The organism is Maridesulfovibrio spiralis (SeqCode) (assembly GCF_048571135.1).
GTDB classification, from domain to species: Bacteria; Desulfobacterota; Desulfovibrionia; order Desulfovibrionales; family Desulfovibrionaceae; genus Maridesulfovibrio; species Maridesulfovibrio spiralis.
This window is the reverse complement of record NZ_CP182344.1, coordinates 3,329,830-3,354,973: the sequence shown is the minus strand read 5'-3', so window position 1 is coordinate 3,354,973 and position 25,144 is coordinate 3,329,830. Positions and strand designations below refer to the sequence as shown.

Here is a 25,144-nt window from a genome sequence, read left to right as displayed (position 1 = left end):
CGTTATTTATCGTTGAAACCCTTAAGCTTCTGTATGATCTTGACCAAGGTACGCTTCACAATACCCATAGAGGACTCAAGGCTGGCAACCCGTTTTTCCAGTTCTTCCACATACCGGCCAACCTCATCTTCATCGTAAAGACGGGAAGATTCAGGAACGGTAAGCAGACCGTCACTAATGCGTTCCTCAGCAAAAGTCTCCACCACCTCGGCGGTGACAGGCTTGATATCATCCGCAAAACCGTAAATAAGCGATCCCTCACAAAGAACATTGATATTGCGAGGAATGCCGTGGGAATATTCTATTATTTTATCCACTGCAGCATCTAAAAAAATGCAAGACGGATCTTCTGCTCCACCCTGACGCAAACGGTAATAAATATATTCTTTGACTTCCTGTTTTCGCAGACGGGAAAGATGGGCACTGACCACAATCCGCTGTACGATCTGACTGTACCGGGCCTTGCGCAGACGGCTTCGGAATCCTGATTGACCGACCATAAGTATGGAAATGAGATTATCCTTTCCGGCCTGCAGATTGGAGATCATGCGCACTTGCTCAAGTGCTTCATCACTCAGGTTCTGGGCTTCATCCAGAATCAGCAGAACTTTTTTTTCACCCTTTGTGTAAATATTCAGCAGATGCTGCTGTAGAGCATCAAGGCAGGATGCAGGAGTAGGGTTCTCAGGCATTTCTGCTTCGAGTTCGGTAAGGATCATTTCAACGATATGATCGCCTCCCACAGCACTGTTGAAGATTACCCCGACAATTGTATCATCAAGGTGATCAACAACCATCCTGTAAATAATGGATGTCTTGCCTGTACCGGCATCACCGGTAAGCAGAATAAGGCTGTCTCCATTCATCATCCCGTATTCAATGTGAGTTATGGCCTGCTGATGCCATTGGCTCAGATAAAAATAATCCGGGTCGGGAAGAATATTGAAAGGCTTTTCGTTCAAGCCGTAAAATTCACGATACATTTAAACCACCGCCTCAGCTGACAACATTCAGACTTTCCTTTTCAGTCTTATTAAGCACTATCCCCACAATATTGCGCCCTTCAAGAAGATTTAACGCCTTCTGCACATACTCGCGTGAGGTCTTACCAGCTTCCACAACAAATATAATGCCGTCCACATAACTGGAAAAAACCAGCGCATCAGGAGCATGCAATAAATCGGGGCAATCGAAGACCACATATCGGTCAGGATAACGTTCCTTCATTTCAGTAATCAATTCCTGCAGTTTGGGAGACCCGAGAATCTCGGTTGACCCTTTGATGGGTTCTCCTGCCGGAAGAAAAGAAAGCTTATTAATGCCCGGCTTGATCAAAAGATCCGGTACAGGAATATCATGCAGAAGATGGTCGGTCAGCCCCTTCTCCACATCAATACCAAGATACTTGTGAATGCTGGGATTACGCATATCGGTATCCACCAGCAGGGCAAACTGGTCTACTTCCCGGGCAATGCTTATGGCAAGGTTGATTGAGGTAATCGTCTTGCCCTCACCCGGCATGGCACTGGTGACCATCAATACATTGTGATTATCCCTTTTTGTCCGATGAAAAATCTGTGTTCGCAACAGGTTGTATATATCAGTAAATGATGCACTGCTGTGCTTGGTCAGAATCCTGCTATTCGCCAGCCCCATCTCATCAAGCACAATGTCATCGCTGTAAAATTTTTTGGGTAAGCTTACAGCCTTCCCTTCCGCAACAGCAGTATCAACGATTGGATCACTGAACTGTTCAGGGGCCGGAGACGGCATTTTGGCTCCGGCCTGATCGGCCGGTGCTTCGGAATGCACCTCGCCTGCCTGCTCATCACGCTGCATACGATTTTGTCTGGCCTTTTCAACGGCCTTGAGCAGTTTACTCATAACGACTCCCTGTTCACTAAAAATTCAACACAATTTTACGGACCACTTTAACAGCAATAATATCAAGCGGCATATAGAAGAAATGAACTGCGGCCACACCTATGATCATGAAAGAAAAGACACCAAGCACCATAACCCACTTCCTTCGCACCTGTGACCGGGCTTCCTGTTCAGTTTCCCAGTAAGGAACAATCGCAAGTACCGGATACTTAACGAGAGACGACAATTCTTCAGCCCTGCGGATTGAACGGTCCATGAATTCCAGCACTGTACCGGTCCCGGCCCCGACACCAAGAGCCAGCACGAAACCAACAAGGATCAAAGCCAGCCGGTTCGGGCGAATCGGTTTTTCCGGGACAATCGGGGGGTCAATCAGGGTAAAGCGTTCCGCCAGCTGACTCTGCTCCAGTCCCTTTGCTTCACGGGCAGAAAGCAACCTGTTGTTGATGTCCTGATATTTGAGCTGTGCGTTTTCATAATCACGCAGCAGGATTTTATATTCCTGCTCCACTTGCGGGGTATTCACAACCCTGCGCTGGTAGCCACTATACTTATTTATCAATTCAGCATAATTGCGCTCGGCTTCAGCAATTTCAAGCTCAGTGGAAGCAATCTGGGTTTCGATCTGAATATAGCCCGGGTTATCCGGAAGATCGGACGCAGAATCAAACATGCCGGCCTGCAATGCAGCCTCTTCAAGCCTCTCGTGAAGCGCGTCAATCTGTTTGCGCAGCAGGAGAACTTCGGGGTGTTTCTCGGAGTAACGCTTCAAGAGAACACCCAATTCCTGTTCCTTGTTTTTGATTTCCCGGTTCAGGAAATCAATATTGTCAGCAGCATCAACATCCTTTTCAAGGGACTCAATCTGCTTTTTCATGGCCTGCACGTCAGGATGCCGGGAGGAATACTTGGACTGCAGGGTCATATATTCACGGCGCAGCTTTTCCAGATCTTCCCTTGCTGTGGGAAAGCGGGTTCCGTCATTGGCGACAATGCGCAAACGGGGATCAATACTGGCCCTCTGCCCTTCAAGATACACTTTACGGTTCTTGAGCGAGACAATCTGCTCTTGAACCTGATCCAATTCCCGCTGCAACCTTTCCATGGAGTTCATATTATGAACCAGCAACTCGGGAAGCTCATTCACATGCCCTTCCTTAAAAATAGCAATATTGGACTCAAGCTCTAAAATCTCAGAACGCAACTCAGCAAGCTGCAACTCAAGAAATTCAAAAGTAGATTTAGCTTTTTCCTCCCTCTCCTTAAGATTTTCCTTAAGGTACAGGGAAGTCAGAACGTTTGCCACCTGTGCAACCTTCTGCGGTCGGCGGCCTTCGTATGAAAGAGTAAACGCAACAGTTGCTGTACCCGGCCGGCCGGAATACTGGTTGGTTACATCTGCGGTAATTGGCTCCAGCTGGATATCCTCACGCATTTTTGTGATAATTTCCTCAGTGGTATATTTACCAACAAGGTCTGGATAAAGTTCAAATTCCTTGATGATATTCAAAAGGTTACCATGACTGAGTACAACCTGGGAAATGGACTGCAATCTTTCTTCGACAAATCCCGTAACCGTAGTCTGAACCAGATCCTGCGGAATATCCTGATCTTCAATAAGGATTGTTGCAGTTGATTTGTAGACCGGGGCCAACACAAAGGCCAAAATGACAATAAACGCGAAAACAACCCCTGCCGGAAGTATAAACTGATATTTCCTGCGTTTAAGTACATCAATATAATATGCAATATCCGAGCTTTCCTGCATTAGCCAGCTCCCTTAATTTATCTCAGTCGGAAATGCGTACGTAAATCCGACCCAAGTCTTGAACCTTTCACTATTGGTTCCACTGATTTCATTGAGCGACATATTGACGCTAAAGCCAAAAGTCGCGACCCAGTCTTCCTCAAAAACCCAGTTGAATATTGACTGGGAAAACACCCCTTTTGCCTCGTGTTTGCGGCCGCCGCTCTGACCGTCAGATTCATTCATCCAATAGGTGTTAATATTGTCGAGAGTAAAATTCTTGGTAAATTCATATCTGAAATATAATTCAGCCTGATCAAAAACCTCGTTTTCACCATATCTACCGGGGCGTACAACCCTCTCAAGGGCGGGAACCACGCTGAATTCGAGTTCACGATAGCCCAATTCCGCACGAAACTGGTAGAGATAATCCACACTATCCCCAGTAACAGTGTCACTTGAATAATTCGAAAAAGTCAATCCGGGCCCACCCTTCACGGATAGTTTCAAAGCTTCTGTAAACTGATGGTCAAGACCCACGACTCCCTGAAATGAAAGCTGGTCACTCTTGAAACCATCAACTTCACGGCTGAAGTGGGTGAAAGTATTCATTTCACCGAAATACAACGTCGTCCGCTCATTATCCAAAGCATGGCCCCAGACCAGACTCAAAACATTGGTCACGTAATCGGAATCCAACTTACGTTCATAATCTGTCTTGTCGATATAGTTTGAAATGACAAGATTATCCTTTTCGCCCATTGCCCATGTGACTGACGGAGTAGCTGTCGTCTTTAAAATTACAGTCGGATCAAGGTCTACACCGCCCGCTTCAAAAGTATTCTGATCAAGGTTGTGAAAACGCTTGTGACTCAGATCAATACTTCCTTTTAATGCGGGGTCGAACTGATAGCTTCCTGAAAAATTCACATCATAGTCATAACGATCCAATTCATTGTGACTCATGTAATCCCTGTAAATAAAATCGCCCCTAAAATTAATCTTCAAATCTTCATCAAAAATATCAATTTTCAATGCAGGGGTAATCTCAGTGACGAAATCTTCAAAATTCTTGTAATCGACATTGCTGTCATACATTCCACGCATTCTGAGGATAGGCTTTACTTTAACCACCTTGCCGGAAAGCCCGACCGCCCTCTTGGGGGTTGTGAAAAAACTACTGTCACCGTTTGCAATTGCTTCTTTTACACGGGCACTCTCTGACGGCACTACGGAAACAGAAGGAGCTTTTACCTTCATTTCAGGGTCTTCGACTTCATGTCTGGAGCTAACGCCTGCAGAAACGTCGGTGTCATTGGCGGCTATAGTGATGTTAGGATCGGAGGATTCCATTTTGGATGCAGTAGAACTGTCCGCAACCTGAATGGAAGCAGCAACACGTTTGCGTACAACTTCATCAGGGACAACGGCCCTGACCACAGCACTCTGCTCGCCGACGGGTTCAAAAGGCTCAGCCGTAAGGGTGACTCTTGTGACAGGAACTTTAAGGTCGGGCACGAATGCAGCAGTTCCGGACTCGGCTCTTTCAGACCAATTGGATAAAGGTTGAATCACAGGAAACCTTACCCGCCAGGAAACACCGCTGTCTCCTGCGAAAACAACACAAACCGGTATCAGTACAAGACTGAATACAGCTGCGCGTAAGATTCTGCGAACAGCCCCAGACATCCGACTCCCCCATCCAAATGAAACCAAACAGAAATACCCTACGGAACGACTATGGTATCACCCGGTTGCAAAAGGATATTTTGCTTTAAATTTTCGCCGTCAGCCAATTCGTCATAGTCAAAAGGAAAAACCTTCTGCGACCCATCCTTGTTTCTGCGGATGATAATGATGCTGCCGCTCTCTGCAAAAGGACTCAATCCACCGGATATTGCCAGAGCCTGAACAACTGTCATATTCTGGCCCATGACGTGCACCTTGGGATTGTTAACCTTTCCCATGACATAAACTTTAGGGTGCTCAACAGTACGCAGGATGACCGTTACCGGTGCATCAGGGATGAACTCCGCTATGCGTTTCTTGAGTTCTTCACGGAGCTCATTAACAGTAAGCCCTCCTGCCTTCATATCTCCTGCAAGAGGAAAAGAAACCCCGCCGTCAGGCCTGACTACAACCTCTCTAGCCAGCTCCTTATCGCCCCAGACCGATATTTCGACAACATCTTCAGGTCCAAGCCTGTATTCATTGTTCACGGTCAATTGGGCAAAAGCACCCTGCGAACTAAATGCAAATAAGATGACAACAAAACAAAAAGATAATGATTTTAAGCCATTCATACAGCCTCCCGAAACTACACAAAGTTCTTATGTAATGAATTTAAGCTCTTAAGCCATTTTTTAGACATGGTTAATTACTGACGCCATGCAAACTTGTAAACTGTTTTCACAATGATCTTCAAATCCATGAGCGCAGACCAATTTTGCAGATACTCAATGTCAAAGGAAATTCGTTTCTGCATATCCTCGTCACTGCGAATCTCACCTTTGTAACCGTTCAACTGAGCCAATCCGGTAATCCCTGGTTTCGAAATATGTCTGAGCATGTATCCATGGATATGCTTGCGGTAATCCTCGTTCATCTTCACTGCATGCGGACGCGGCCCGACAATGGACATGGAACCATCCAAAACGTTAAAAAACTGGGGCAGCTCATCAAGACTGTTCTTACGCAGAAAATGACCGAATTTGGTGATGCGGGGATCTTTATCTGTGGCGGGAGTAAAATCGTATCCATCTTCCAAGACTTTCATGGTCCTAAACTTATAAATCTGAAAAGGCTCCCCCTCCAGACCGTAACGCCACTGTTTGAAAAGGATAGGCCCTTTTGATGTCAGTTTAATGCCCAAAGCAATAAATAGCATAAACGGAGAAATCATGATCAGGATAAAGGAAGCAATGACCAGATCTTCCATCCGCTTCACAAGACCATTCATGCCTTCAAAGGGAGAAGATCTGAGAACTATAGCCGTCTGCCCGGCGACATGGGCAACATCACTGCCCATAAGATGCTTAAAAATAGACATATCCGGGAAAAAGAAAATCTGAGCGGTAGTATCTTCCAAGCCCCGCATAAGGTCCTTGACAACAGATTCATCACGCATGGGCAGAGCAATAAAAACAAGATTGATATGATTCTCTTTAACGTATTCAGGCAGATCTTTTAACGATCCTGCGCAGGACAAATCACCCGCACATTCGCATTCGACAGAATCAAAGAAATCCATAATCTTTATACCGGACCACGGATTTACATCCACCCACTTCTCAAGGGAGCGAGCCAGCGAACCGCAACCGGCAACAACAGCTCTGCGAGAAACCAGATTGTCAGCAAAAATCCGGAAAACAAATTTGCGGACAACAATACGTTCCAGACAAAGCAGCATCGGCCATAAAAACATAGTCGCCAGAATAACCCTGCGCGCATAGACACTGGATACTTTAAATGTATAACCGAAAAGCAGCATGCCGCTAAAAATCAGAAAGACAGCAGCAACTATTCGGTTGCACTCCGAGACAAGATCGGACCCGACCCATTCTTTATAAACCCCGGTCAGATGAAATGAAACCACAGCCAGAGCCGCGGTAACAGAGAACAGAAGACCGATATGAGTTGATTTTGAAGACAACGACTCAGGAAAAAATATGTAATAAAGCCCGAGAAGTATAAATAAGCCAAGCCCGACATCCAGAATCCTGTGAAACGGGTTAAGCATATGTGGCGAGATGCGTATCTTACGTTCCATAATTCCCCTTAAACTAAGGCAAAAGAATCATATTATAGCTTGAGTCAATTTAACTAAGCATATTAATAGCAAAAAAAAAGGAGGAAGCATATTTCTGCATCCTCCTTTCGTATTATAACTTCCACCACCCTTATAAACGACTAAGTAAATTCTCAGCCTCTTTCCTTTCAGGAAAATCTTCCTTGGTTTTCAAAAGCTTATTAAGAATCTTTTTAGCTTCATCATTCTTGCCTTCACGCGAATAAACCATGGCCTTATGAAAAAGGGCTGCTGAAAAGTCGGGCAAAACCTGAAGCGCGGAGTTCAGCACATGCATGGCCTGCTCATATTCCCCATTAAGATAAAGTACGTATCCTAAAGTATCAAGAGCTTCCGGACTCTGGCTACTGGCGGCGACACGGGCCAGCTTCAAAGCCTCGGACATGGATTCTCCACTGTCTGAGAAACGTGTGGCCAACAGATATGCCAGATTGTTAGCCGCCAGCTGGAAACCAGGCTGCTTTTGGAGCAGCTGGGAATAAACCTCGCGGGATTTTTCGTAATCACCGGACTGTTCATACAAGAGTCCAAGTATGAACTGCGGACCGGGATTATCGGCATCTTCTTTTACCTTTTCAGTAAACTTGGCAATTCCGTCTTTCAATTTATTATCAGCAACGTACAAATCTCCAATGCGCAGATAAGGAAGCATCCATTCCGGTGCAAGATCAATCGCCCTTGAGAAATTGGTTTCTGCATCGGTAAAATTGCCTCGCGCTGAGTAAACACGACCAAGCAGTTCGTAAATCCTCGGATTATCAGGAAACTTGGTCAGTAATTTTTCACAGAACCGTGTAGCAAGAGTGTATTTCTTCTGCACGGTAAGAGTGTTCACTTTACCCTGAATGGCAGCAAGAGAGTCCGGGGCAATATCTAAAGATTTATTGTAATACTTTTCAGCCAAGGCATACTTCTTTTCACTGACAGCCAATTCAGCCATTTTCATGGTCCCAACCGGAGAATCTGGAAACTTTTGAGAAATCTCGGAATAGGTACGGTTAGCCAGAGCTCTATCACCCTTAATGGCATACACATCACCGATAGCTGCTAAAATCTGAATATCATCAGGACGTTTTTCCCTCAGCCTCTGCAATTCGAGAATGGCCTGATGCCAGTCCTTACGGTCAAGGTAGGTATTGATTAGAACTTCCCTTGCAGGTCCGTAAGCAGGATCAAGGGTAATCGCCTCTTTGAGGTTCTCAATGGCAATACTTGTTTCATCATTGATGAGATGAGCACGGGCCAGCAGAACATAGGCCGGGGCACTTTCAGGGTTATCCCTGACCACCTGTCTGAATTCAGCAACAGCCAGCTGTCCGCGTCCCTCAAACAGATAAATCTGCCCACGCAAATAATGCGCCTCGGCATCTTTGGGGTTCAATTCAATAATATTGTCGAGCTGCTCAAGTGCCCTGCGCGATTCGTTCATATCAAGAAACATTGTGGCAAGCTGCTTGCGGTACACAACGTGATCAGCACTTTCAGCACCTTCAGGGTCAAGAGCGATGCCGTCTTCCAACACTTTAACCGCTTCATCCTGTCTGCCCTGCGACATAAACAACCCGGCAAGAGCGGTCCTGATAGGCAACGAACTTTTATCCAGAGCCAGACCTTCATTAAGAATCTTTTCTGTCTCGTTAAACCTTTTCTGCGAATTCAATACGCGGGAGTAGATAACCCTGTACTCCGCGTTATCCGGGTGAGTACGAACGACTTCGCCAAGCAGTTCTGATGCCTTATTAAGATCGCCTGAGGCGGAATAAAATTCAGATGCGAAAACATCTGTACGCGGATCGCCGCCGCCTACTTCGAGGAGCTTTTCCACATACTTCTTAGCCATATCGTTTTCATTGAGGCTCCGATAAAAAGCTACAGTCTTCATAAGAAGGGAAGAGTTGTCGGGGATACGTTTGAGCCCCTCCAGCAATGCTTCCTCAGCTTTTTTCATATCATTCTGGCGGGTGTAAACGCTATTCATTGAAAGATATACATCAGGGTTGCCCGGATCTTCATTCAAAGCAACCTTAAGCATCTTCTCAGCTTCGCCGTACTTCTTGCCCTCAGCGAGAACAGAAGCCAATACAAGACGGGCCTCAATATAAGTTGCATCCTGATTAAGAGCCTTACGGGCCATATCACCTGCTTCATCATATTCGCGGGCCAGCAGGTAAAGCTTACTCAACTCAACTTTGGCTTCGACCAGCAAAGGCTCAAGATCAGAGGCATACCTGAAGTTGATAAAAGCACCCTGAAAGTTTCCTTTCTCCAAGGCGATCTTGCCCAGCAGCAAACGACAGGGAGCGCACTCCGGATCCAGGGAAAGCGCATTTTTAATCTCCAGTCCGGCCTCAGTAAACATCTGTTTATTGTAGTATTCTAGAGCCTTCTGGTAGAAGTCATCACGCCGCTTTTCACACCCGCCAAGCAGGAGGACAGCCGCAATAAGCAATCCTATTACAATAATATTCTTTCGCATTAATTTCCCCGATTTGTTTATCCGATACAAAAACACTATTCAGGAATATAAGGTTTAAGTTCAGATGAAAAGTTCTTAATAAAATTATCCAAAACCTTCTGGCCCTGCTCGACAGTCTCATCCTCTTTGAGCAGCATCTCCACCCGGACCAGCGCACCGTCTGTACGTCTGCGGGTTATGGAATCAAGAGCCAGATAGAATTTATTCATATACTCATCAGTAATAACACGGCCACGCTGTTGAAACCAGTAAAAGGCCAATAAACGTTCTCCGGGTTTATCCAGCAACAACCGGCGCACCCTGAAAGGACGTCCATCCGGCTCCGCCGAAAGATCGCGAGAGGAGGAAAGGCTCCATCCCCCACCGCCAAGCAGGCAGCTGATAGGATTGTGTGCCGCGCGCTGCGGCTCCTGATAATCATAGTAGGTAACCAGAACAAGGACATCACGCCCGGTATCATTATCCCTGAACACTCCGGCAAAATAATCATCAGAGCCGAGAGATTCAAGGATATTATCGCTGTAATATTCCCTCTTTCCTTCATAATTACCGACAGTCAGCGGAAAATTATCGAAACTGGGCCGTTCCGGAATAACGCGGCCGGAAAGGAGAAGAGTATTGGTTGCGAAATACAGTCCCAGAACCGCAGCCATGATAAAGATATGCACAACCCTGCCTGCAGGCTGACCGTAATATCCCGGACGCGATTCAGCGCGCTGCTCCTCTTTTCGTCCTCCGATAATATTCAGGAAAAGACTGCACGAGGCCAGCAATACAATCGAAAGCAGGTAAATAACTATACCGGAAGCATCATGAAAAAAGTTTTCCGCAGTTTCAACCGATACATTTCGGGCCAGATATCCCACGATTGCAATTCGAAGGGCATTGGCAAAAATTGCCGTCGGTACAGTCGCAAGAGCGATCAGTACCCGCTGCCATGTACGGGAGTTGAACCAATATCCCATCAGGATACCGAGCAGAATTGTGGGAAAAACATAACGCAGTCCGCTGCATGCATCAACGACGTGCAATTGAATAACACCAAGATCAATAACATTCCCTTCTCTGAAAACGGGAATGTCAAAGAACTGCATTATGCGGACAGATATATCCGATGAAACAAGCCTGAGCTTAAAAGTGAGGGTGCGGTTAATAAAAGGCGGCGGTGGAACTGCAAAAGCCAGCACCAGAAGCGGAAAGAAAAAAGCTTTCATGGAACGCCAGCCATAAATGAATAGCACCAGTGCGAGCACGCACAACCACATGGAAACAAAGACCACGGCATCAATTGCGGCCGCTTTACCGAGAAAATAGAACATCCCGGCCAGCAGTAAGGCTCCGTATGCCGATCGGGACGACGGAGTTATGACTTTCGGCAACAATTCGCGGCGTTGCCATGCCACATAAAGTGCGAGGGGAACAACAAGCCAACAATACGAATAATCATCCGTATTCCAACGCCTTAGAAGCGGAGAAAAGGAATCCCAGTAAAGCACAACCCAAGCCGCAATAACAGATACGAAAGATAAAATAGCTGCCACGTATATCACTCCCCGAAGCAATAACTAACGCAAGGTGCAAAAAACAATTTAATATTCAGGTAAATAACAGAAAAACTCCTGCACAGGAACATCAAACAGTTGAAATAAAAAACTTGGTAAGATGAAAAATGCGGTCAACTGAGTTTTTCCAATATAATCAAGATCAAATTTCAGATTCCTTAGCCTCTGCGGCCTGTAACCGTCTGGTCCTGTGTTCCGGCAATTCAATATAAGCCAGAATAGCATAAAACATCTGCCCCAGCCCGAAGCGGGTGACATAGCTGTTACTGACAAAGTTCATGAAATTAACTGCTAGAAACAGGGCAAGAAACACATAGCGTTGCCTGCCCTCAAGTAATCGTATCTTTCGAAACAGGCAGATCTGGAAAGCCACAAAAAGAAAGAAACCGATAATTCCTGTCTGGGTCATAACATCAAGAAAATCGTTATGACTGTTAAGCATGTCCCCCACCTGCTGCCGCTTACGTTCCGCGATATGGGAGTTGATGTTACCGACACCGACCCCGGCCAGAATACGGTCCAGAGGCTGAGACGAGAATTCCTCAACGTTATGCATCCAGATAGCAGGTCGACCGGAACCGAACCCACTCTTGTCCGGACCTTTGGCCGAATCAACCATATCAAAAAAAATAGTATACAAAAGAGCCGCAGAGAGAATCGCCACAATACCGATAACGGCAGTAAGCAGAGCTAGAACCTTTTTGTTTACCATAAACAGGTAATAATAAATGAAGAACAAAAAACCCAAGAAGCAGGTTCGCACATAACTTTTATACAGACAATAAAAACCAAACACAGATATAACACATGAGAAGATAAAAAAGAGCCTCTGCTTAAATATGGATTCAAGATCGTCACGCTCAGAGCAGATCACAGCATATACTACCAACCCCATCAGATACAACGCCATACAGTGACCAAGGTTATGAGGGTTGGTATACACGCCGCAATAGCGATAAAGATTATTCCAGTACAAGACAGTATAAAGCCCTAAACCCTGCACAATAAGAAAAGTACTGGCCAGAATAGGTACAGCGTAACCAATAAGCATGAATTTCAAAAAGCGGACGTAGCTCCTGACATCCATAATAACGTTCTTCAATACGAAGTACGTTATAAACGGAAGAACAAATTTAGCTGCATCCTTGATGTGGGAGCGGTCAATATAAAGCAGGTAAATAAATAGGACCCAGAAAACAAAAGAAAAAAGAAAGAAATCAACAGATGAAATATTTAATCTTTTGGTAATAATCGCACGCAGAATAAAGGCGACGATCAAAATTCCGGTTGCAAAAATAGCAAAAACCTCAGTCACATTAAGGCCGAGAACCAGCCACCCGATATCGATGAACATGATCGGGCGGAAAAAGAAAAACAAGAACAATAAAGCAGCCATGCAACCTACCGAATATGTTTATTTCCCCGGAACAAGCCGAGAATAAAATTCCAGAATACGTTCAGCAACCTGCCCGGAACTGAAATGCTCGGCAGCATACTCCCGCGCATTTTCTGCCACCCCAATTCTCAAATCCCGGTTCTCGATCAGAAGTCCTACCGCCTCAGCAATGGCCTCGGCACTAACTTCATTCAGCAGCACTGCTGTCCGCGCCGGCTGGACAATATCCTTGATGCCACCGGCATCGGTGACAACAGAAGCCATACCAGCCGCCATAGCTTCAAGCAGGGAAACCGGACACCCTTCCCTGCTCGTCGGCAGCAGATAAATACAATTTTCCTGCAAAACTTTGAGCTTGTCTTCACCCTGAATGTAGCCCGGAAATGAAACGTTCTTAATCTCAAGCCCGGCAGCACGCTTTTTCAAAGCATCAAGCTCAGGACCATCTCCAGCCATAACCAGCTTCAATCCTGAATATTTTGCACTCAAAAGAACAAATGCATCAAGCAACTCATAAACTCCTTTACCAACTATCATCCGGGAAAGAAACAGCAGCGATTTTCCATCCCCGCCACAGCAGGAAGAAGCAGGGATTTTCTCCATGTCCACCATAGTGCTGACCACTTCGATTTTTGACCCATCCACCCCGGACCGGATCAGTTCTTTCTTAAAATCAGCAGCAAGCACTGTTACCAGACCGGCATGATTGAGGATCATGCGCATTAGAGCAGCAGATATCCGCCCGGAAGCAAGACGCTTAAAAAAAACGTCATCCCAGCCGTGGATAAAAATGAGAACTTTTCCCGAGTAGCCGAAAAGAAAAAAAACGAAAAAGAGTGCGGCTTCCTTCAAAACAGAAACAAGATTCATGGAAGGATTCATATGGATGACATCAAAGCGTTTACTTCCCAGTAAGCGTGCGAAGCAAAACAAATCCGCCAGCGTCCTGAAGATGCGCATCATCCCTTTCTGATTGAACCGACGTCCGAAGGCGGCATGCGTAACATCAACCCTTCCTTCGAATTCCCGTATGAAAAGCTTCACTGTTTCGACCACTCCGCCCATATGGCGCAAATCCGTGGACACAAGCAATAAACGCATCCAACCTCCTGTTCTTACCCTTTTGATTACCAAGTACTTCATTTACTGTCACTACTCCAGCCAATTGTGTTCGACCAAAGCACCTGCCTCCCCTTTCAGACAAGTCACAATACACCCGAAACAATTCTTAAACACATTGTAACAACACAGTAACAACTACCTCCAGATTGGGAGTAGTTTTTTCGGCACTTAACAAAATGAAACTATGACTCGAACGTAACAAGCTGAACATAGTTTATCTGCCGGGGACATTATATCATGCTACAACTACTGAAGAAAAAAGCTACAGAACTGGCCAAGCACCAGAATGATGAATTAAACCTGTTTGAAGGACCGGGCATAGGAAGCCTCATCCAGAACGTCGGCTGTCTCAATATATTATATTTTGCAATTCAGGATTTTCCCACCCTCTCTGCCATGTATGGCCCGGAATGGGCAGAACAACTGGAAACAGAGATACGCATGGCTATAATCCTTGAAGGCCGCGAAATTCTACGACAGGAAGACTTTCATGTTTTCTCATTTAATGCCGGCGAGTTTTTCCTGCTGGACCCTAAAGAAAGCGTATGCAGCATATCTCTCGAGGAACTTGCTTATCAGCTCAAAGTCAATCTCGAAAACAGACTCAAAAGCGACCAAATCAGCCGGACCGGAAACAGCGTAACCATAAACAGCGGACACTCTTCATTTCAAACGGCACAAACAAACGACAAACTCTGGTCAAGCTTTCTTTCCGCTATTGGTGAAGCTCGTCTGGAAGCCCAGAAAAACGTCGATATTTCCAAGCTTGAACTGAGCAATGAATTCAATGAGATAATACTCGACTCAGACATCCGCTGCCATTACCAGCCCATTGTAAATTTAAATGACAAGTCTATCCACGGATGGGAAGCTCTGGCCCGCGGACCTCAGAATTCACCTTTCCGCTCACCGCTGACCCTCTTTGATATGGCTGAAAAGCTGGGCAAACTTTTTCAGCTCGAAAAGATCTGCCGCGAAGCCGCCATCAAAGCCTTTGGGGAACACAGCCCCCATCACAAACTGTTCTTGAATATTCACCCCAGAACCATTGTCGATCCCAATTTTACTTCCGGTGAGACCAAAATACTGCTTGAACGCTGGGGTTTGAAACCCGCCAATATCGTCTTTGAAATAACAGAACGTCACAGTGTAAAAGACTTCAAAACCTTCCGCAAAACCTTGGACCACTACCGGAATCAAGGCTATCTGGTGGCTATCGACGATGCAGGCACAGGCTACTCGGGCTTATCTTCCATCGCAGAAATCAAACCCGACTACATTAAACTTGATAAATCATTCGTGGACAACATCGAAACCAACCAGGTCAACCGCGCACTGATCGATACCTTTACCGACTTTGCTGAAAAAATTGGTGGAAAGCTGATCGTTGAAGGCATTGAAACTCAGGAACAGGCCCGGACCGTAACAGACATGGGCGTACATCTGGGACAGGGATATTTTTTTGCCAAGCCGCAGCAGCATAAGCCGCAGTTAACAGAACAAGCGATTAACATGCGCCGCAATACCTATGTCATAGCCGACATTGCGACCTACGGCATTCCTGTTAAAAATCTTGTAAATCAGGTAGAGGCGGTTGAATTCGACACTCCGGTTCCCATAGCGCAACAGATTTTCAAAGAAACCAATGCCCTGAACTGCATAGTTGTGGTTAAAAACAATTTTCCATGCGGTCTGGTCATGGAATACAACCTGAACAAACATCTTTCTGGAAAATACGGGGTCGCACTCTACTCCAACAAGCCGATATCATCAGTCATGGACGATGCGCCTCTTGTTGTAGACCTCGAAACCACCGTAGAAAAGGTATCCCAGCAGGCAATGGCCCGCTCCCGGAAAAGAGCCTACGATGACGTAATCGTCACATCGAAAGGCCAGCTTATGGGAACAGTCTCAGTGCAGAAATTGCTCGACACCCTAGCCCATGTTCAGGTGGAAGTTGCCAAAGGAACCAACCCGCTAAGCGGACTGCCCGGAAACCTCGATATTGAAAAAGAAATCGACCGCCGCATGAATGCTTGCGAAAAGTACAGCATCATTTACGCCGACCTTGATAATTTCAAAGTCTACAACGATACCTACGGATTCAAGAACGGTGACAAGATAATCCTTCAAATCAGTAAAATAATATCATGGGCAACAAAAAAGCATGGTTCAAGCGGAAATTTTGTCGGGCATATCGGCGGCGATGATTTCGTAATGGTCACTAATCCCGCTAACGCTGAACGCATCTGCAAATCAGTGACCCGCGTATTCAAAAGGCTGGTTAAAAACAATTACAATGACGCCGATGCCGGGAACGGCTGGATGGAAGGGAAAGGGCGCGACGGCTCTATTTCCCGGTTCCCGCTAGTGTCAGTATCCTTGGCAATCCTTGATTGCGAACCGGACCAGAATCTCATGGAAATCGGAGAACAGGCTGCGTTACTGAAAAAGTGGGCCAAGTCCATCGAAGGCAACTGCTGGGTCCGCGAAAGACGCAAGAGATAAGGTTTGCCGCCGGAGGCATCCCCTACAATAAATTCTCGTCGAAGATCTGCTTGATGCGATGCCGCAGGTTGGTGAAACGCTTGCCTGCGGTAATATTGTTCAGCCCGATGGTGAAAGCCCGTTTGCTGCCGATGAGCACAGCCAGCTTGCGGGCGCGGGTCAGTCCGGTATAGAGCAGGTTACGTTGCAAAAGCAGATAGTGCTGAGACACAATCGGCATGACCACCGCCGGATATTCACTGCCCTGCGATTTATGCACACTGACGGCATAGGCAAGGGTAAGCTCATCCAGTTCCGAAAGCTCATAATGCACGATATTGCCGTCAAATTCGGCTGTGAGTTCATTCTCCTCAGTATCGATATACATGACCCGCCCAAGGTCGCCGTTGAAAACTTCCTTTTCGTAATTATTGCGCAACTGCAGAACACGGTCTCCCACACGGTATTCTACGAAACCGCGCTTCAACCCCTTCCCGTTACCGGGATTCAGACGCTCTTGAAGCAGTGCATTGAGTTTCTGGGTCCCCACATCCCCTTTATGCATGGGAGTCAGCACCTGCACATCGGTCATAGGGTCAAGGCCATAGCGTTCAGGAATCCTCTCGCACACAGTCTGGGCGATCATTTCCTGCACCTTCAACGGTGATTCCTGATGAATCCAGAAAAAATCAGCTTCCGGTGCCTGAGCCGGATGCCCTAAAGGAAATTCCCCGTCATTGATGCGGTGGGCGTTGACGACGATATAACTTTCCTGTGCCTGACGGAAAATATGATTCAACACCGCACTGGGAACTTCACCGCTTTGCAGCAGGTCGGACAGCACATTACCCGGTCCCACAGAAGGCAGCTGGTTAACATCGCCGACAAAAATAACCCGGCAGGTCAGTGGAACCGCGCGCAGCACGGCAAGGCAAAGCTGGGCATCAAGCATAGACGCTTCGTCTACAACCAGAACGTCAGCTTTGAGCTTCTGATCTTCATTGTAATAAAACCCGCCGTCTTCAGGAGTGAACTGCAACATGCGATGGATAGTTGAAGCCTGACGCCCTGTTGCTTCGGAAAGCCTTTTTGCAGCACGTCCGGTGGGAGCGGCGAGCTTGATCTTAAGTCCCAGCTCTTTCAGGGTCATGACCACGGCGCGGGTAATGGTAGTCTTCCCTGTGCCCGGTCCCCCGGTGATAATAAAAAATTTGTTTACGCAGGCTTCGAATACCGCCTCGCGTTGCTCGTCGGAAAGCTCGAAACCAAGTTGCGCCTCAACTTCCGGCAGGGCCTTCTCGACCTTCTCCCGGCTTACCGGGGACGGGTGGCTGACCAGACCATGCAGACGCTTACAGATCTCCCGCTCGAAGCGGTAAAAATGCATCAGGAAAACTGCTTCGTCGATATCCTGTTCCGGCAGGTTTTCCACCCGGACCCGTTTGCGTTCTTCCAGTGAAAAAATTCCCTCGCTGATGAGGTCCAGATCAACACCGCCCAGCATTTTAGCGACATCTTCAATAAGCTTGGCCTTGGGCGAAAACATATGCCCTCCCCGCTCGCTTACCGAAAACAGGGAATAGACGATAGCTGCTTCGATGCGTTGCGATGAATCAGGAGCAAAGCCAAGCTTAAGTGCCATAGTGTCAGCAGTCTTGAAGCCGATACCACGGATTTCGTAAGCCAGTTCATAAGGATTTTCGCTGATCTTGTTGACCGACTGCGCGCCATAGAGATTAAAAATTTTAGCAGCATAAGTGGGCGGCACATCGTGGGTGTGCAGAAAAAGGATCAGATTCTTGATTTCGCGCTGCGAGGACCACGATTCCTTGATCGCTTCCAGCTTCTTCTTAGAAATACCTTTGATCTTGAGCAGCTTTTCCGGTTCGTCGTCCAGAATATCAAGCACGTCAACGCCGAATTCTTTTACCATATCTGTGGCAATAGATTCACCAACGCCTTTGATGGAAGAGGATTTCAAAAAACGGATCACCCCGGCCTCGGTAGCCGGACGGATTCTTTCATAATAATCGGCCTCGAATTGGCGGCCGAATTTGGGATGCTGCTTCCAGCGACCGTGCAGTTCAACGGATTCACCGGGAGTCAAAGAGCCCAGAACGCCCACTACTGTAATCTGCGAAGCCTCGTCCTTGGAGGAGACACGGGCTACGATGTAACCGTTCTCTTCATTGTGATAAACAACCGTGCGAACTTCACCTGTTAATATATCCGACATCAACTGATCCTGATAAATTGTGCCGGGCTAGGTCTTCGGTGACCCTGCGGGGCTAAAATTTGATGCGCTTCGCGCTTTTGGATTATTATGGCTCCGGCGGCCCTGCCGGGCCTTAAACCCTTTTGATTCGCCACATCCTGTGGCCACCCCTGCGGGGCGTTGCCTTGCTGACAACGTCCAAATCCGTTTTCCCAGGGATTTGTAACAAAAGAGTTTAAGAGTCCCAAAACATTTTAATAATTTTAGGCAGGAAAAAACTCGGAGGACGTGCCTTAATATTAATTACAGTTTCTGTCTGTATTCCAGAGACTGGCGGAGCGTTTCCTTGTCGGTGTACTTAACTTCCGATCCGATAGGGATACCCTGCGCGAGACGGGACAATTCCACATCCGGAAATTTAGATTCGACCATATTCTTGATGAAAGAAGCGGTGGCTTCAGCATCAACAGTTGCGCCCAGTGCAAGAATAAGTTCTTTGACTTCACCCTTGGCTAGACGCTCTTCAAGCTTCTGGAATTCAAGCTGCTGAGGAGTCACACCGTCCAACGGAGATAGCAATCCGCCCAAAACAAGATAATAGCCGCGATAAAGCCCCATTTCCTCAATAGCAAGCAGGGAATCCCATTCCGAGACAAGGCACAACTTGTCATGCTCACGCTTGGGATCGGAACAGATCTTACAGGGACAGGTATCGGTAATACTCGAGCACTGTTCACAGATGCAAAGCTTCTCACGCAGATCAATAACGCTCTGTCCGATGCCTGAGACCTTCTCTTTAGGCATTTTCAGCATAGTAAGCGCGATACGCAGCGCGGACTTGGGCCCTAATCCAGGGAGCTTGGCAAGTTCCTGCGCTACTACCCTTAAAGGCTCAGGTAAATTTTCCATAAAAAAATAATTATATAAGATACGGACGCGAAGCCCGATAAAAGTTTTGGAAAGGGGAGTCCAGTGGGGTAAACTTTTTACAAAAGTTTACCCCACTGGCCGTCGGAGACATTTTAGAACATGCCGGGGATGTTCATACCGCCGGTGATGGCAGACATTTCGGACTCCATCATGGCTTTTGCTTTTTTGTTAGCATCGTTAACAGCAGCAAGTACGAGATCCTGAATCATTTCAACATCACCGGACTCAACGATGGTGGGGTCGATTTTGATTTCAAGCACTTCGGAAGAACCGTTAACTTTAACGTTAACCATACCGCCACCTGCGGAGCTTTCAACTTCACGGGTTTTGAGTTCTTCCTGCAAAGCAGTCATTTTACGCTGCATTACCTGAGCCTGACGTACGATATCGTTCATACCTTTCATTATATTACTCCTTGAAATAATAAACTTGTTACTTACACCACAAACAACCGGACAAACTCCGGCTACTATTAAATATCTTTGCGCGGATCAATGGAAATAATACTCGCCCCAAAGGACTCCATGACCCTTTTCACATCCGGATGGGCTTCAACCTCATCGCGGATTTCCTGCCTGCTCTTACGCTTACCCTTCTTGCTGGTTTCAACTTCCAGCACAATTTCAGGACCGAAATATTCCGAAACAAGCCTCTCCAGCATCCCCCGGGTTTCACGCCCGGCAATCTGTCCCTGATGAAAAGAATTGGCACAGGTCAAAATAAGCTTGCCGTCAACCAATTCACCTTTACATTTGTTCAGACCGGAAATGGAATCGTTTCCGCTATCAACCACGTACTGTAGAAATCCCTTAAAATCCCGAGGTCCGCTGACTGAAGCCGGAAATGACGGCTTGGACGGAGCAGATTCAGGAACACGCTCAAGGACCGGAGCGGACTCCGGCGCAGGATTTTCCGATTCAGGTACGGGTGATTGAGATTCGATGCCGGGTAGAGAACCTGCCGCGTCAGGAAGGGAGGAATCATCAGCTCCCATATCATTTGCGGAACGGTTGCCAGCCGGAGCACCGGACTCGGTCCGGCCCATCGGTCGCCCGTTTGCAGGCATTCCCTGAGGAGCCATGCCCTGATTCTGAGGCGGCATCTGCTGCTGGGCAGGAGGCTGCTGCATATTCTGCTGCCCGCTACCCTGCCACGGCGGAGTCTGTCCGCCCTTTGGTTGACTGGAAGGCTGGCTGGGCGGAGGAGTCTGCGCCGGAGGCTGATTCGCAGGAGCCTGCTGCGCTGCAGGAGCTGAGGACGCAAGTGCTCCGGCCCTCTCCATAGAAATCAGGTCAGTCAGGCTGGCCATGTTCAGTAACAGCAATTCAAGAGCCATAGCCGGTTCAAGACTGGTCATAACCTTACGCTGCCCATCCACGGTCATCTGCCAGCAGGCATGAATAAAAGACCGGTCGAAAGTCTGCGCCCATTTCATGAACTCGGCGGCTTCCTCGGATGAAAGTCCAAGCAACGGAATTGCGCGCTCGCCGGACTGGTTGAGCAAAAACATATTCCGCCAGCAATTGCCCAGTTCACGGATAAAGAATCCCAGATCAAGCCCGCGTCCGAGAACCTGCTGTACTGTATCGCCAACGGCAACCAGATCACGTGCATGGATAGCCTGCATCAACGCGAAAAAGACATCGCGCCCGGCAAGTCCGAGAATGGAACGCACATCATCTTCAAACAGCTTTTCGCTTCCGAGAGCCAGTACCTGACCCAGAAGAGACATGGAATCACGCACACTACCCGCACCGCGCTTGGCTATGAGATCAATGGCACCCTGCTCGAATTCGATCTGTTCCATATTTAGAATCTTGGAAAGATGAGCTGTCAGTTCATCGTTGGTCAGCATCTTGAAAGCGTAATGCTGACAGCGGCTGATGATAGTAGCCGGAAATTTGTGGGTTTCCGTGGTCGCCATGATGAAAGTAGCATGCGGCGGCGGCTCTTCAAGGGTTTTCAGCAGGGCATTAAAGGCCTGCACGGTGAGCATATGCGCTTCATCGATGATGAAAACCTTGTAACGAAACTCGATCGGCGCGTAGCCGATATCTTCTTTGAGCCTGCGCGCGTCATCAACCTTACCATGTGACGCGGCGTCAATCTCAACCACATCAACACCGACACCTGCGGTGATCTGCCGACAGTTGTCGCATTCATTACAAGGTTCGGCTGTCGGTGCGTTCTTGCAGTTGAGCGCCTTGGCGAAAATTCTGGCAATGGTGGTCTTGCCCACGCCACGTGTACCGCTGAAAAGATACGCGGGAGCGATCTTGTCCTGTGCCGCTGCACGGGAAAGGATAGTTTTGACTGCTTCCTGTCCTGCAACTTCACCAAAAGTCTGCGGACGATACTTAGCTGTCAGATTCGATGTACTCATATAAGGATTTCGCCTCCGGCGGCTCAAACCCTTTTCCAAAAGGGTTTAAGAATCCCAAAACGTTTTATTACGCTTCGCGGCTGTTAATCAGCAAATGTGCGTAGAAAAAATAGTTTGGGAACCTGTGCTACAGGTCCCCAAACCGGGTAGATACTAAATCTCGTAGTAATCCAGCCAGCCTTTGTAGTCTTCGTTGCCGCCTTTAACAGCGTTGAAGTACTCTTTCTGGAGGATGGTACCGATGGGACCGCGCTTGCCTTCACCGATTACACGGTTATCAACTTCGCAGATGGGGGTAACTTCAGCAGCAGTACCGCAGAAGAAAGCTTCATCAGCAATGTAGAGTTCGTCACGGGTGAAAAGCTGCTCAACTACTTCGTAACCGAGATCACGGGCAACCTTCATCAGGCTAGCGCGGGTGATACCGGGCAGTACGGAAGTAAGCGGAGTAGTCTTGATGATGTTATCTCTAACAATAAAGATATTCTCACCGGTCGCTTCGGAAACAAATCCTGCAGTATCGAGCATGAGAGCTTCGTCGTAACCGTCCTGTACAGCCTCAACCTTCGCAAGGATTGAGTTGACGTAGTTACCGCAGGCTTTGGACTTGGTCATCATGACGTTCACATGATGACGGTTGAAGGAAGATGTCTTAACGCGGATACCCTTTTCAAGGGCCTCTTCACCGAGGTAAGCACCCCAGGGCCATGTTGCGATGCAGACACGGATGGGGTTTTTGCCGGGATGAACACCCATAGCGCCGTCACCGATGAATACCAGCGGGCGGATGTAGCCTTCTTTGAGGCCATTCACCTTGAGGGTTTCAAGAATCGCGTCATGAATTTCTTCAACAGTGAAAGGAATGGTCATTCCGAGAATCTTCGCGGAATCAAAAAGGCGAACCACGTGTTCACGCAGTCTGAAAACAGCGGACTTGCCGTCTACAGTAGCGTATGCGCGAATACCTTCGAATACACCGGCACCGTAATGCAGGGTATGGGTCAACACGTGTACCTGTGCGTCATCCCAATTAACCAATTCGCCGTCAAACCAGATTTTTTCTGCTTTTTGAACCATTATTTCCCCCTAATTTTCTTCTATAAATATAGTATGCAAAGACTGCATAGCAGCTCCGCTGAATTGCATCAATGAACAACAGAATTAAAGAAGCTAAAAAAAAGAGGGTCCAAGGTCAAGAAAGAAGGAGAGAATAGCTAGAATGTAGTAGCAAAAAAAGATGTAAAGCAGAACGCGGACGGGAGCATGCGTACCCCCGCCCGTATATTCAAATCATCACTGATTTTTAAATTAAACGCAGACCACGGAATTTTCACAATCGCCGTAAGGAGTCATTTCCGTGCGATCCGGTTTAGTTTCGTTAAACCAGACATTGTTTTCAGCCAGATAACGGAACTGGTAATCGCGCCCGACTTCGAGATCAACGGTCACGGTATATTTGCCGCTTTTCAGCTTTTTCATAGGGATGGAATTCTGGTCCCAATCATTAAAATCGCCGACCAAAAAGATGGACTCGCCATTTTCCACCTGACCTTTTTCAACTTCAAACTTGACCTTGCAAACGGGCTTGCTTTTGAGAAATTTCTTGGAAAGGGCCACCGAAGCCTCCTGATGGTTTTTAATATTTAATGCCAGTGATAAAATTTTTTCTGTTAATAATTAATCGTTATTTTTTTTCAATGTCAACATAACCTTAAAAAATACATGCAACCGTCACCTCCCTATTTTAATTAATTATTCTCTAAATGATGTTTTTCACCCTATTATAACATGCATAAATTTCCTAAATTTAGAATTAAATTCTGATAATACGCCTTAAACAAACTTTTTTTCTCTAAAAAGATTGTACTGCACACAAATATTAGTTTTGACAGCACTGGACACCATGGTTACATATATACCCTTCAAGTTTATATTTTATTTAGGAGTAACGACCATGGACAAGTTTCCAAGAGTTCACCGGCTGCCCCCCTACGTGTTTGCCAAGGTGAACGAACTGAAAATGCAGATGCGCCACGAAGGTGAGGATATCATCGACCTTGGCATGGGGAACCCAGACCTCCCCACCCCTCAACACATTGTAGACAAGCTGGTAGAGGCGGCGCAGAAGCCCGCCAACCATCGCTACAGCGCGTCAAGGGGAATCAAGGGCCTCCGCAGGGAGATGGCGCTTTGGTATAAGAAAAGATATGGCGTTGAACTGGATTATGATCAGGAAGTGGTCGTTACCATGGGCGCCAAAGAGGGGCTGGCGCACCTGGCGCTGGTTATGCTTTCACCCGGAGACGTAGTTTTCGCACCGGACCCGTCATATCCCATCCACCCATACGCAAGTATCATTGCCGGGGCGGATGTACGCCGCATTCCCATCGGAGCAGACAGGGATTTCTTCGAAGACCTCGAACTGGCTATGCGACAGACCTGGCCTAAGCCGAAACTGCTGATCATCAACTACCCGCACAACCCCACCGGGGTAACTGCGGAAATTCCTTTCTTTGAAAGAATTGTCGACTTTGCGAAAGAAAACGACCTGCTGGTCATTCATGACCTCGCATATGCCGACTTCACCTTTGACGGTTACGAAGCACCCAGCTTCCTGCAGGCACGTGGCGCGAAAGATGTGGGAGTCGAATTTTTCTCCCTCTCCAAGAGCTACTCCATGCCCGGTTGGCGCGTAGGGTTCTGCTGCGGTAACCGCGAAATGGTTCAGGCCCTGACCCGTATTAAAAGTTATCTGGACTACGGTCTTTTCCAACCCATTCAGATTGCAGCCTGCCACGCCCTTTCCGGCCCGCAGGAATGCGTCCGTGAAATTATGGATATCTATCAGGACCGCCGCGACGCACTTTGCGAAGGGTTGCAACGTATCGGCTGGGATGTAACTCCGCCGAAAGCCACCCAGTTTGTCTGGGCGCCGATCCCGGAACAATTCAAAGATCTCGGCTCGGTAGAATTCTCCAAGCTGCTGCTGCGGGAATGCAAAGTAGCAGTTGCGCCCGGGCTCGGTTTCGGCCATTATGGGGATGACCATGTTCGCATGGCCCTTGTTGAAAACAGGCAAAGGATCAATCAGGCCGTACGCGGCATGAAAGATCTTTTCGCAAAAGGGTAAAAGA

General features: G+C 47.3%; 18 protein-coding genes. 2 read left to right on the top strand and 16 right to left on the bottom strand.

Annotation, left to right across the window (positions count from 1 at the left end; all coding sequences use genetic code 11):
- Window positions 1–2 precede the first annotated feature (2 nt).
- The 10 genes from ACNI29_RS14995 to ACNI29_RS14950 form a co-directional block, all read right to left on the bottom strand.
- The gene (locus ACNI29_RS14995; protein WP_419779180.1) at window positions 3–983 is read right to left on the bottom strand and encodes an ExeA family protein; all 981 of its coding nucleotides are present in this window, start codon (window positions 981–983) and stop codon (window positions 3–5) included.
- A 13-nt stretch (window positions 984–996) separates the two neighbouring features.
- A complete protein-coding gene (locus ACNI29_RS14990) occupies window positions 997–1,884 on the bottom strand; it encodes a polysaccharide biosynthesis tyrosine autokinase (protein ID WP_419779179.1) in 888 nt (295 codons plus the stop codon).
- Window positions 1,885–1,900: 16 nt separating this feature from the next.
- Complete coding sequence (locus ACNI29_RS14985; protein ID WP_419779178.1) at window positions 1,901–3,652, bottom strand: GumC family protein; 1,752 nt, start codon at window positions 3,650–3,652, stop codon at window positions 1,901–1,903.
- 12 nt (window positions 3,653–3,664) lie between these two features.
- On the bottom strand, window positions 3,665–5,320 hold the full coding sequence (locus ACNI29_RS14980; protein ID WP_419779177.1) for a hypothetical protein: 1,656 nt from the start codon (window positions 5,318–5,320) through the stop codon (window positions 3,665–3,667).
- 38 nt (window positions 5,321–5,358) lie between these two features.
- Window positions 5,359–5,934, bottom strand: a complete 576-nt coding sequence (locus tag ACNI29_RS14975) for a polysaccharide biosynthesis/export family protein (RefSeq protein WP_419779176.1) — start codon at window positions 5,932–5,934, stop codon at window positions 5,359–5,361.
- Window positions 5,935–6,008: 74 nt separating this feature from the next.
- Window positions 6,009–7,400, bottom strand: coding sequence for an undecaprenyl-phosphate glucose phosphotransferase (locus ACNI29_RS14970; RefSeq protein ID WP_419779175.1), 1,392 nt, complete (start codon window positions 7,398–7,400; stop codon window positions 6,009–6,011).
- A 130-nt stretch (window positions 7,401–7,530) separates the two neighbouring features.
- Complete coding sequence (locus ACNI29_RS14965; protein WP_419779174.1) at window positions 7,531–9,915, bottom strand: tetratricopeptide repeat protein; 2,385 nt, start codon at window positions 9,913–9,915, stop codon at window positions 7,531–7,533.
- Between the two features lie 35 nt (window positions 9,916–9,950).
- Window positions 9,951–11,456 carry a VPLPA-CTERM-specific exosortase XrtD gene (gene xrtD / locus ACNI29_RS14960; protein WP_419779173.1) on the bottom strand — a complete coding sequence of 502 codons (1,506 nt, stop codon included), beginning with the start codon at window positions 11,454–11,456 and terminating at the stop codon, window positions 9,951–9,953.
- A gap of 163 nt (window positions 11,457–11,619) precedes the next feature.
- Window positions 11,620–12,873: an O-antigen ligase family protein gene (locus ACNI29_RS14955; RefSeq protein ID WP_419779172.1), complete on the bottom strand. Its 1,254-nt coding sequence runs from the start codon at window positions 12,871–12,873 to the stop codon at window positions 11,620–11,622.
- A gap of 18 nt (window positions 12,874–12,891) precedes the next feature.
- A complete protein-coding gene (locus tag ACNI29_RS14950; RefSeq protein WP_419779171.1) occupies window positions 12,892–13,974 on the bottom strand; it encodes a glycosyltransferase family 4 protein in 1,083 nt (360 codons plus the stop codon).
- Between the two features lie 258 nt (window positions 13,975–14,232).
- On the opposite strand from ACNI29_RS14950, the gene ACNI29_RS14945 reads away from it, so the two are divergent.
- Window positions 14,233–16,503 (top strand): GGDEF domain-containing protein, encoded by a 2,271-nt coding sequence (locus ACNI29_RS14945; protein ID WP_419779170.1) that lies wholly within the window; start codon window positions 14,233–14,235, stop codon window positions 16,501–16,503.
- Between the two features lie 22 nt (window positions 16,504–16,525).
- Here ACNI29_RS14945 and recD2 read toward each other — a convergent pair whose 3' ends face one another.
- The 6 genes from recD2 to ACNI29_RS14915 form a co-directional block, all read right to left on the bottom strand.
- Window positions 16,526–18,718 carry an SF1B family DNA helicase RecD2 gene (recD2, locus tag ACNI29_RS14940; RefSeq protein ID WP_419779169.1) on the bottom strand — a complete coding sequence of 731 codons (2,193 nt, stop codon included), beginning with the start codon at window positions 18,716–18,718 and terminating at the stop codon, window positions 16,526–16,528.
- A gap of 282 nt (window positions 18,719–19,000) precedes the next feature.
- Entirely contained in the window at window positions 19,001–19,606 is a 606-nt protein-coding gene (gene recR / locus ACNI29_RS14935; protein ID WP_419779168.1) for a recombination mediator RecR, read from the bottom strand.
- A gap of 113 nt (window positions 19,607–19,719) precedes the next feature.
- Entirely contained in the window at window positions 19,720–20,031 is a 312-nt protein-coding gene (locus ACNI29_RS14930) for a YbaB/EbfC family nucleoid-associated protein (RefSeq protein ID WP_419779167.1), read from the bottom strand.
- 68 nt (window positions 20,032–20,099) lie between these two features.
- The gene (gene dnaX, locus ACNI29_RS14925) at window positions 20,100–22,010 is read right to left on the bottom strand and encodes a DNA polymerase III subunit gamma/tau (RefSeq protein WP_419779166.1); all 1,911 of its coding nucleotides are present in this window, start codon (window positions 22,008–22,010) and stop codon (window positions 20,100–20,102) included.
- 153 nt (window positions 22,011–22,163) lie between these two features.
- Window positions 22,164–23,087 (bottom strand): branched-chain amino acid transaminase, encoded by a 924-nt coding sequence (locus tag ACNI29_RS14920; protein ID WP_419779165.1) that lies wholly within the window; start codon window positions 23,085–23,087, stop codon window positions 22,164–22,166.
- Between the two features lie 231 nt (window positions 23,088–23,318).
- Entirely contained in the window at window positions 23,319–23,627 is a 309-nt protein-coding gene (locus ACNI29_RS14915; protein ID WP_419779164.1) for an isoamylase early set domain-containing protein, read from the bottom strand.
- A gap of 337 nt (window positions 23,628–23,964) precedes the next feature.
- Between ACNI29_RS14915 and ACNI29_RS14910 the strand changes: the two genes are divergently transcribed.
- Window positions 23,965–25,140 carry an aminotransferase class I/II-fold pyridoxal phosphate-dependent enzyme gene (locus tag ACNI29_RS14910; RefSeq protein WP_419779163.1) on the top strand — a complete coding sequence of 392 codons (1,176 nt, stop codon included), beginning with the start codon at window positions 23,965–23,967 and terminating at the stop codon, window positions 25,138–25,140.
- The last annotated feature ends 4 nt before the right edge of the window (window positions 25,141–25,144 follow it).

Coding starts and splice junctions, on each gene's coding strand:
- ACNI29_RS14950 (WP_419779171.1), bottom strand. CDS start 13,974: ATGCGTTTATTGCTTGTGTCCACGGATTTGCGCCATATGGGCGGAGTG.
- ACNI29_RS14990 (WP_419779179.1), bottom strand. CDS start 1,884: ATGAGTAAACTGCTCAAGGCCGTTGAAAAGGCCAGACAAAATCGTATG.
- ACNI29_RS14955 (WP_419779172.1), bottom strand. CDS start 12,873: ATGGCTGCTTTATTGTTCTTGTTTTTCTTTTTCCGCCCGATCATGTTC.
- ACNI29_RS14980 (WP_419779177.1), bottom strand. CDS start 5,320: ATGTCTGGGGCTGTTCGCAGAATCTTACGCGCAGCTGTATTCAGTCTT.
- recR (WP_419779168.1), bottom strand. CDS start 19,606: ATGGAAAATTTACCTGAGCCTTTAAGGGTAGTAGCGCAGGAACTTGCC.
- ACNI29_RS14965 (WP_419779174.1), bottom strand. CDS start 9,915: ATGCGAAAGAATATTATTGTAATAGGATTGCTTATTGCGGCTGTCCTC.
- ACNI29_RS14995 (WP_419779180.1), bottom strand. CDS start 983: ATGTATCGTGAATTTTACGGCTTGAACGAAAAGCCTTTCAATATTCTT.
- ACNI29_RS14910 (WP_419779163.1), top strand. CDS start 23,965: ATGGACAAGTTTCCAAGAGTTCACCGGCTGCCCCCCTACGTGTTTGCC.
- ACNI29_RS14920 (WP_419779165.1), bottom strand. CDS start 23,087: ATGGTTCAAAAAGCAGAAAAAATCTGGTTTGACGGCGAATTGGTTAAT.
- ACNI29_RS14975 (WP_419779176.1), bottom strand. CDS start 5,934: ATGAATGGCTTAAAATCATTATCTTTTTGTTTTGTTGTCATCTTATTT.
- ACNI29_RS14985 (WP_419779178.1), bottom strand. CDS start 3,652: ATGCAGGAAAGCTCGGATATTGCATATTATATTGATGTACTTAAACGC.
- ACNI29_RS14930 (WP_419779167.1), bottom strand. CDS start 20,031: ATGAAAGGTATGAACGATATCGTACGTCAGGCTCAGGTAATGCAGCGT.
- dnaX (WP_419779166.1), bottom strand. CDS start 22,010: ATGAGTACATCGAATCTGACAGCTAAGTATCGTCCGCAGACTTTTGGT.
- recD2 (WP_419779169.1), bottom strand. CDS start 18,718: ATGTCGGATATATTAACAGGTGAAGTTCGCACGGTTGTTTATCACAAT.
- ACNI29_RS14970 (WP_419779175.1), bottom strand. CDS start 7,400: ATGGAACGTAAGATACGCATCTCGCCACATATGCTTAACCCGTTTCAC.
- ACNI29_RS14945 (WP_419779170.1), top strand. CDS start 14,233: ATGCTACAACTACTGAAGAAAAAAGCTACAGAACTGGCCAAGCACCAG.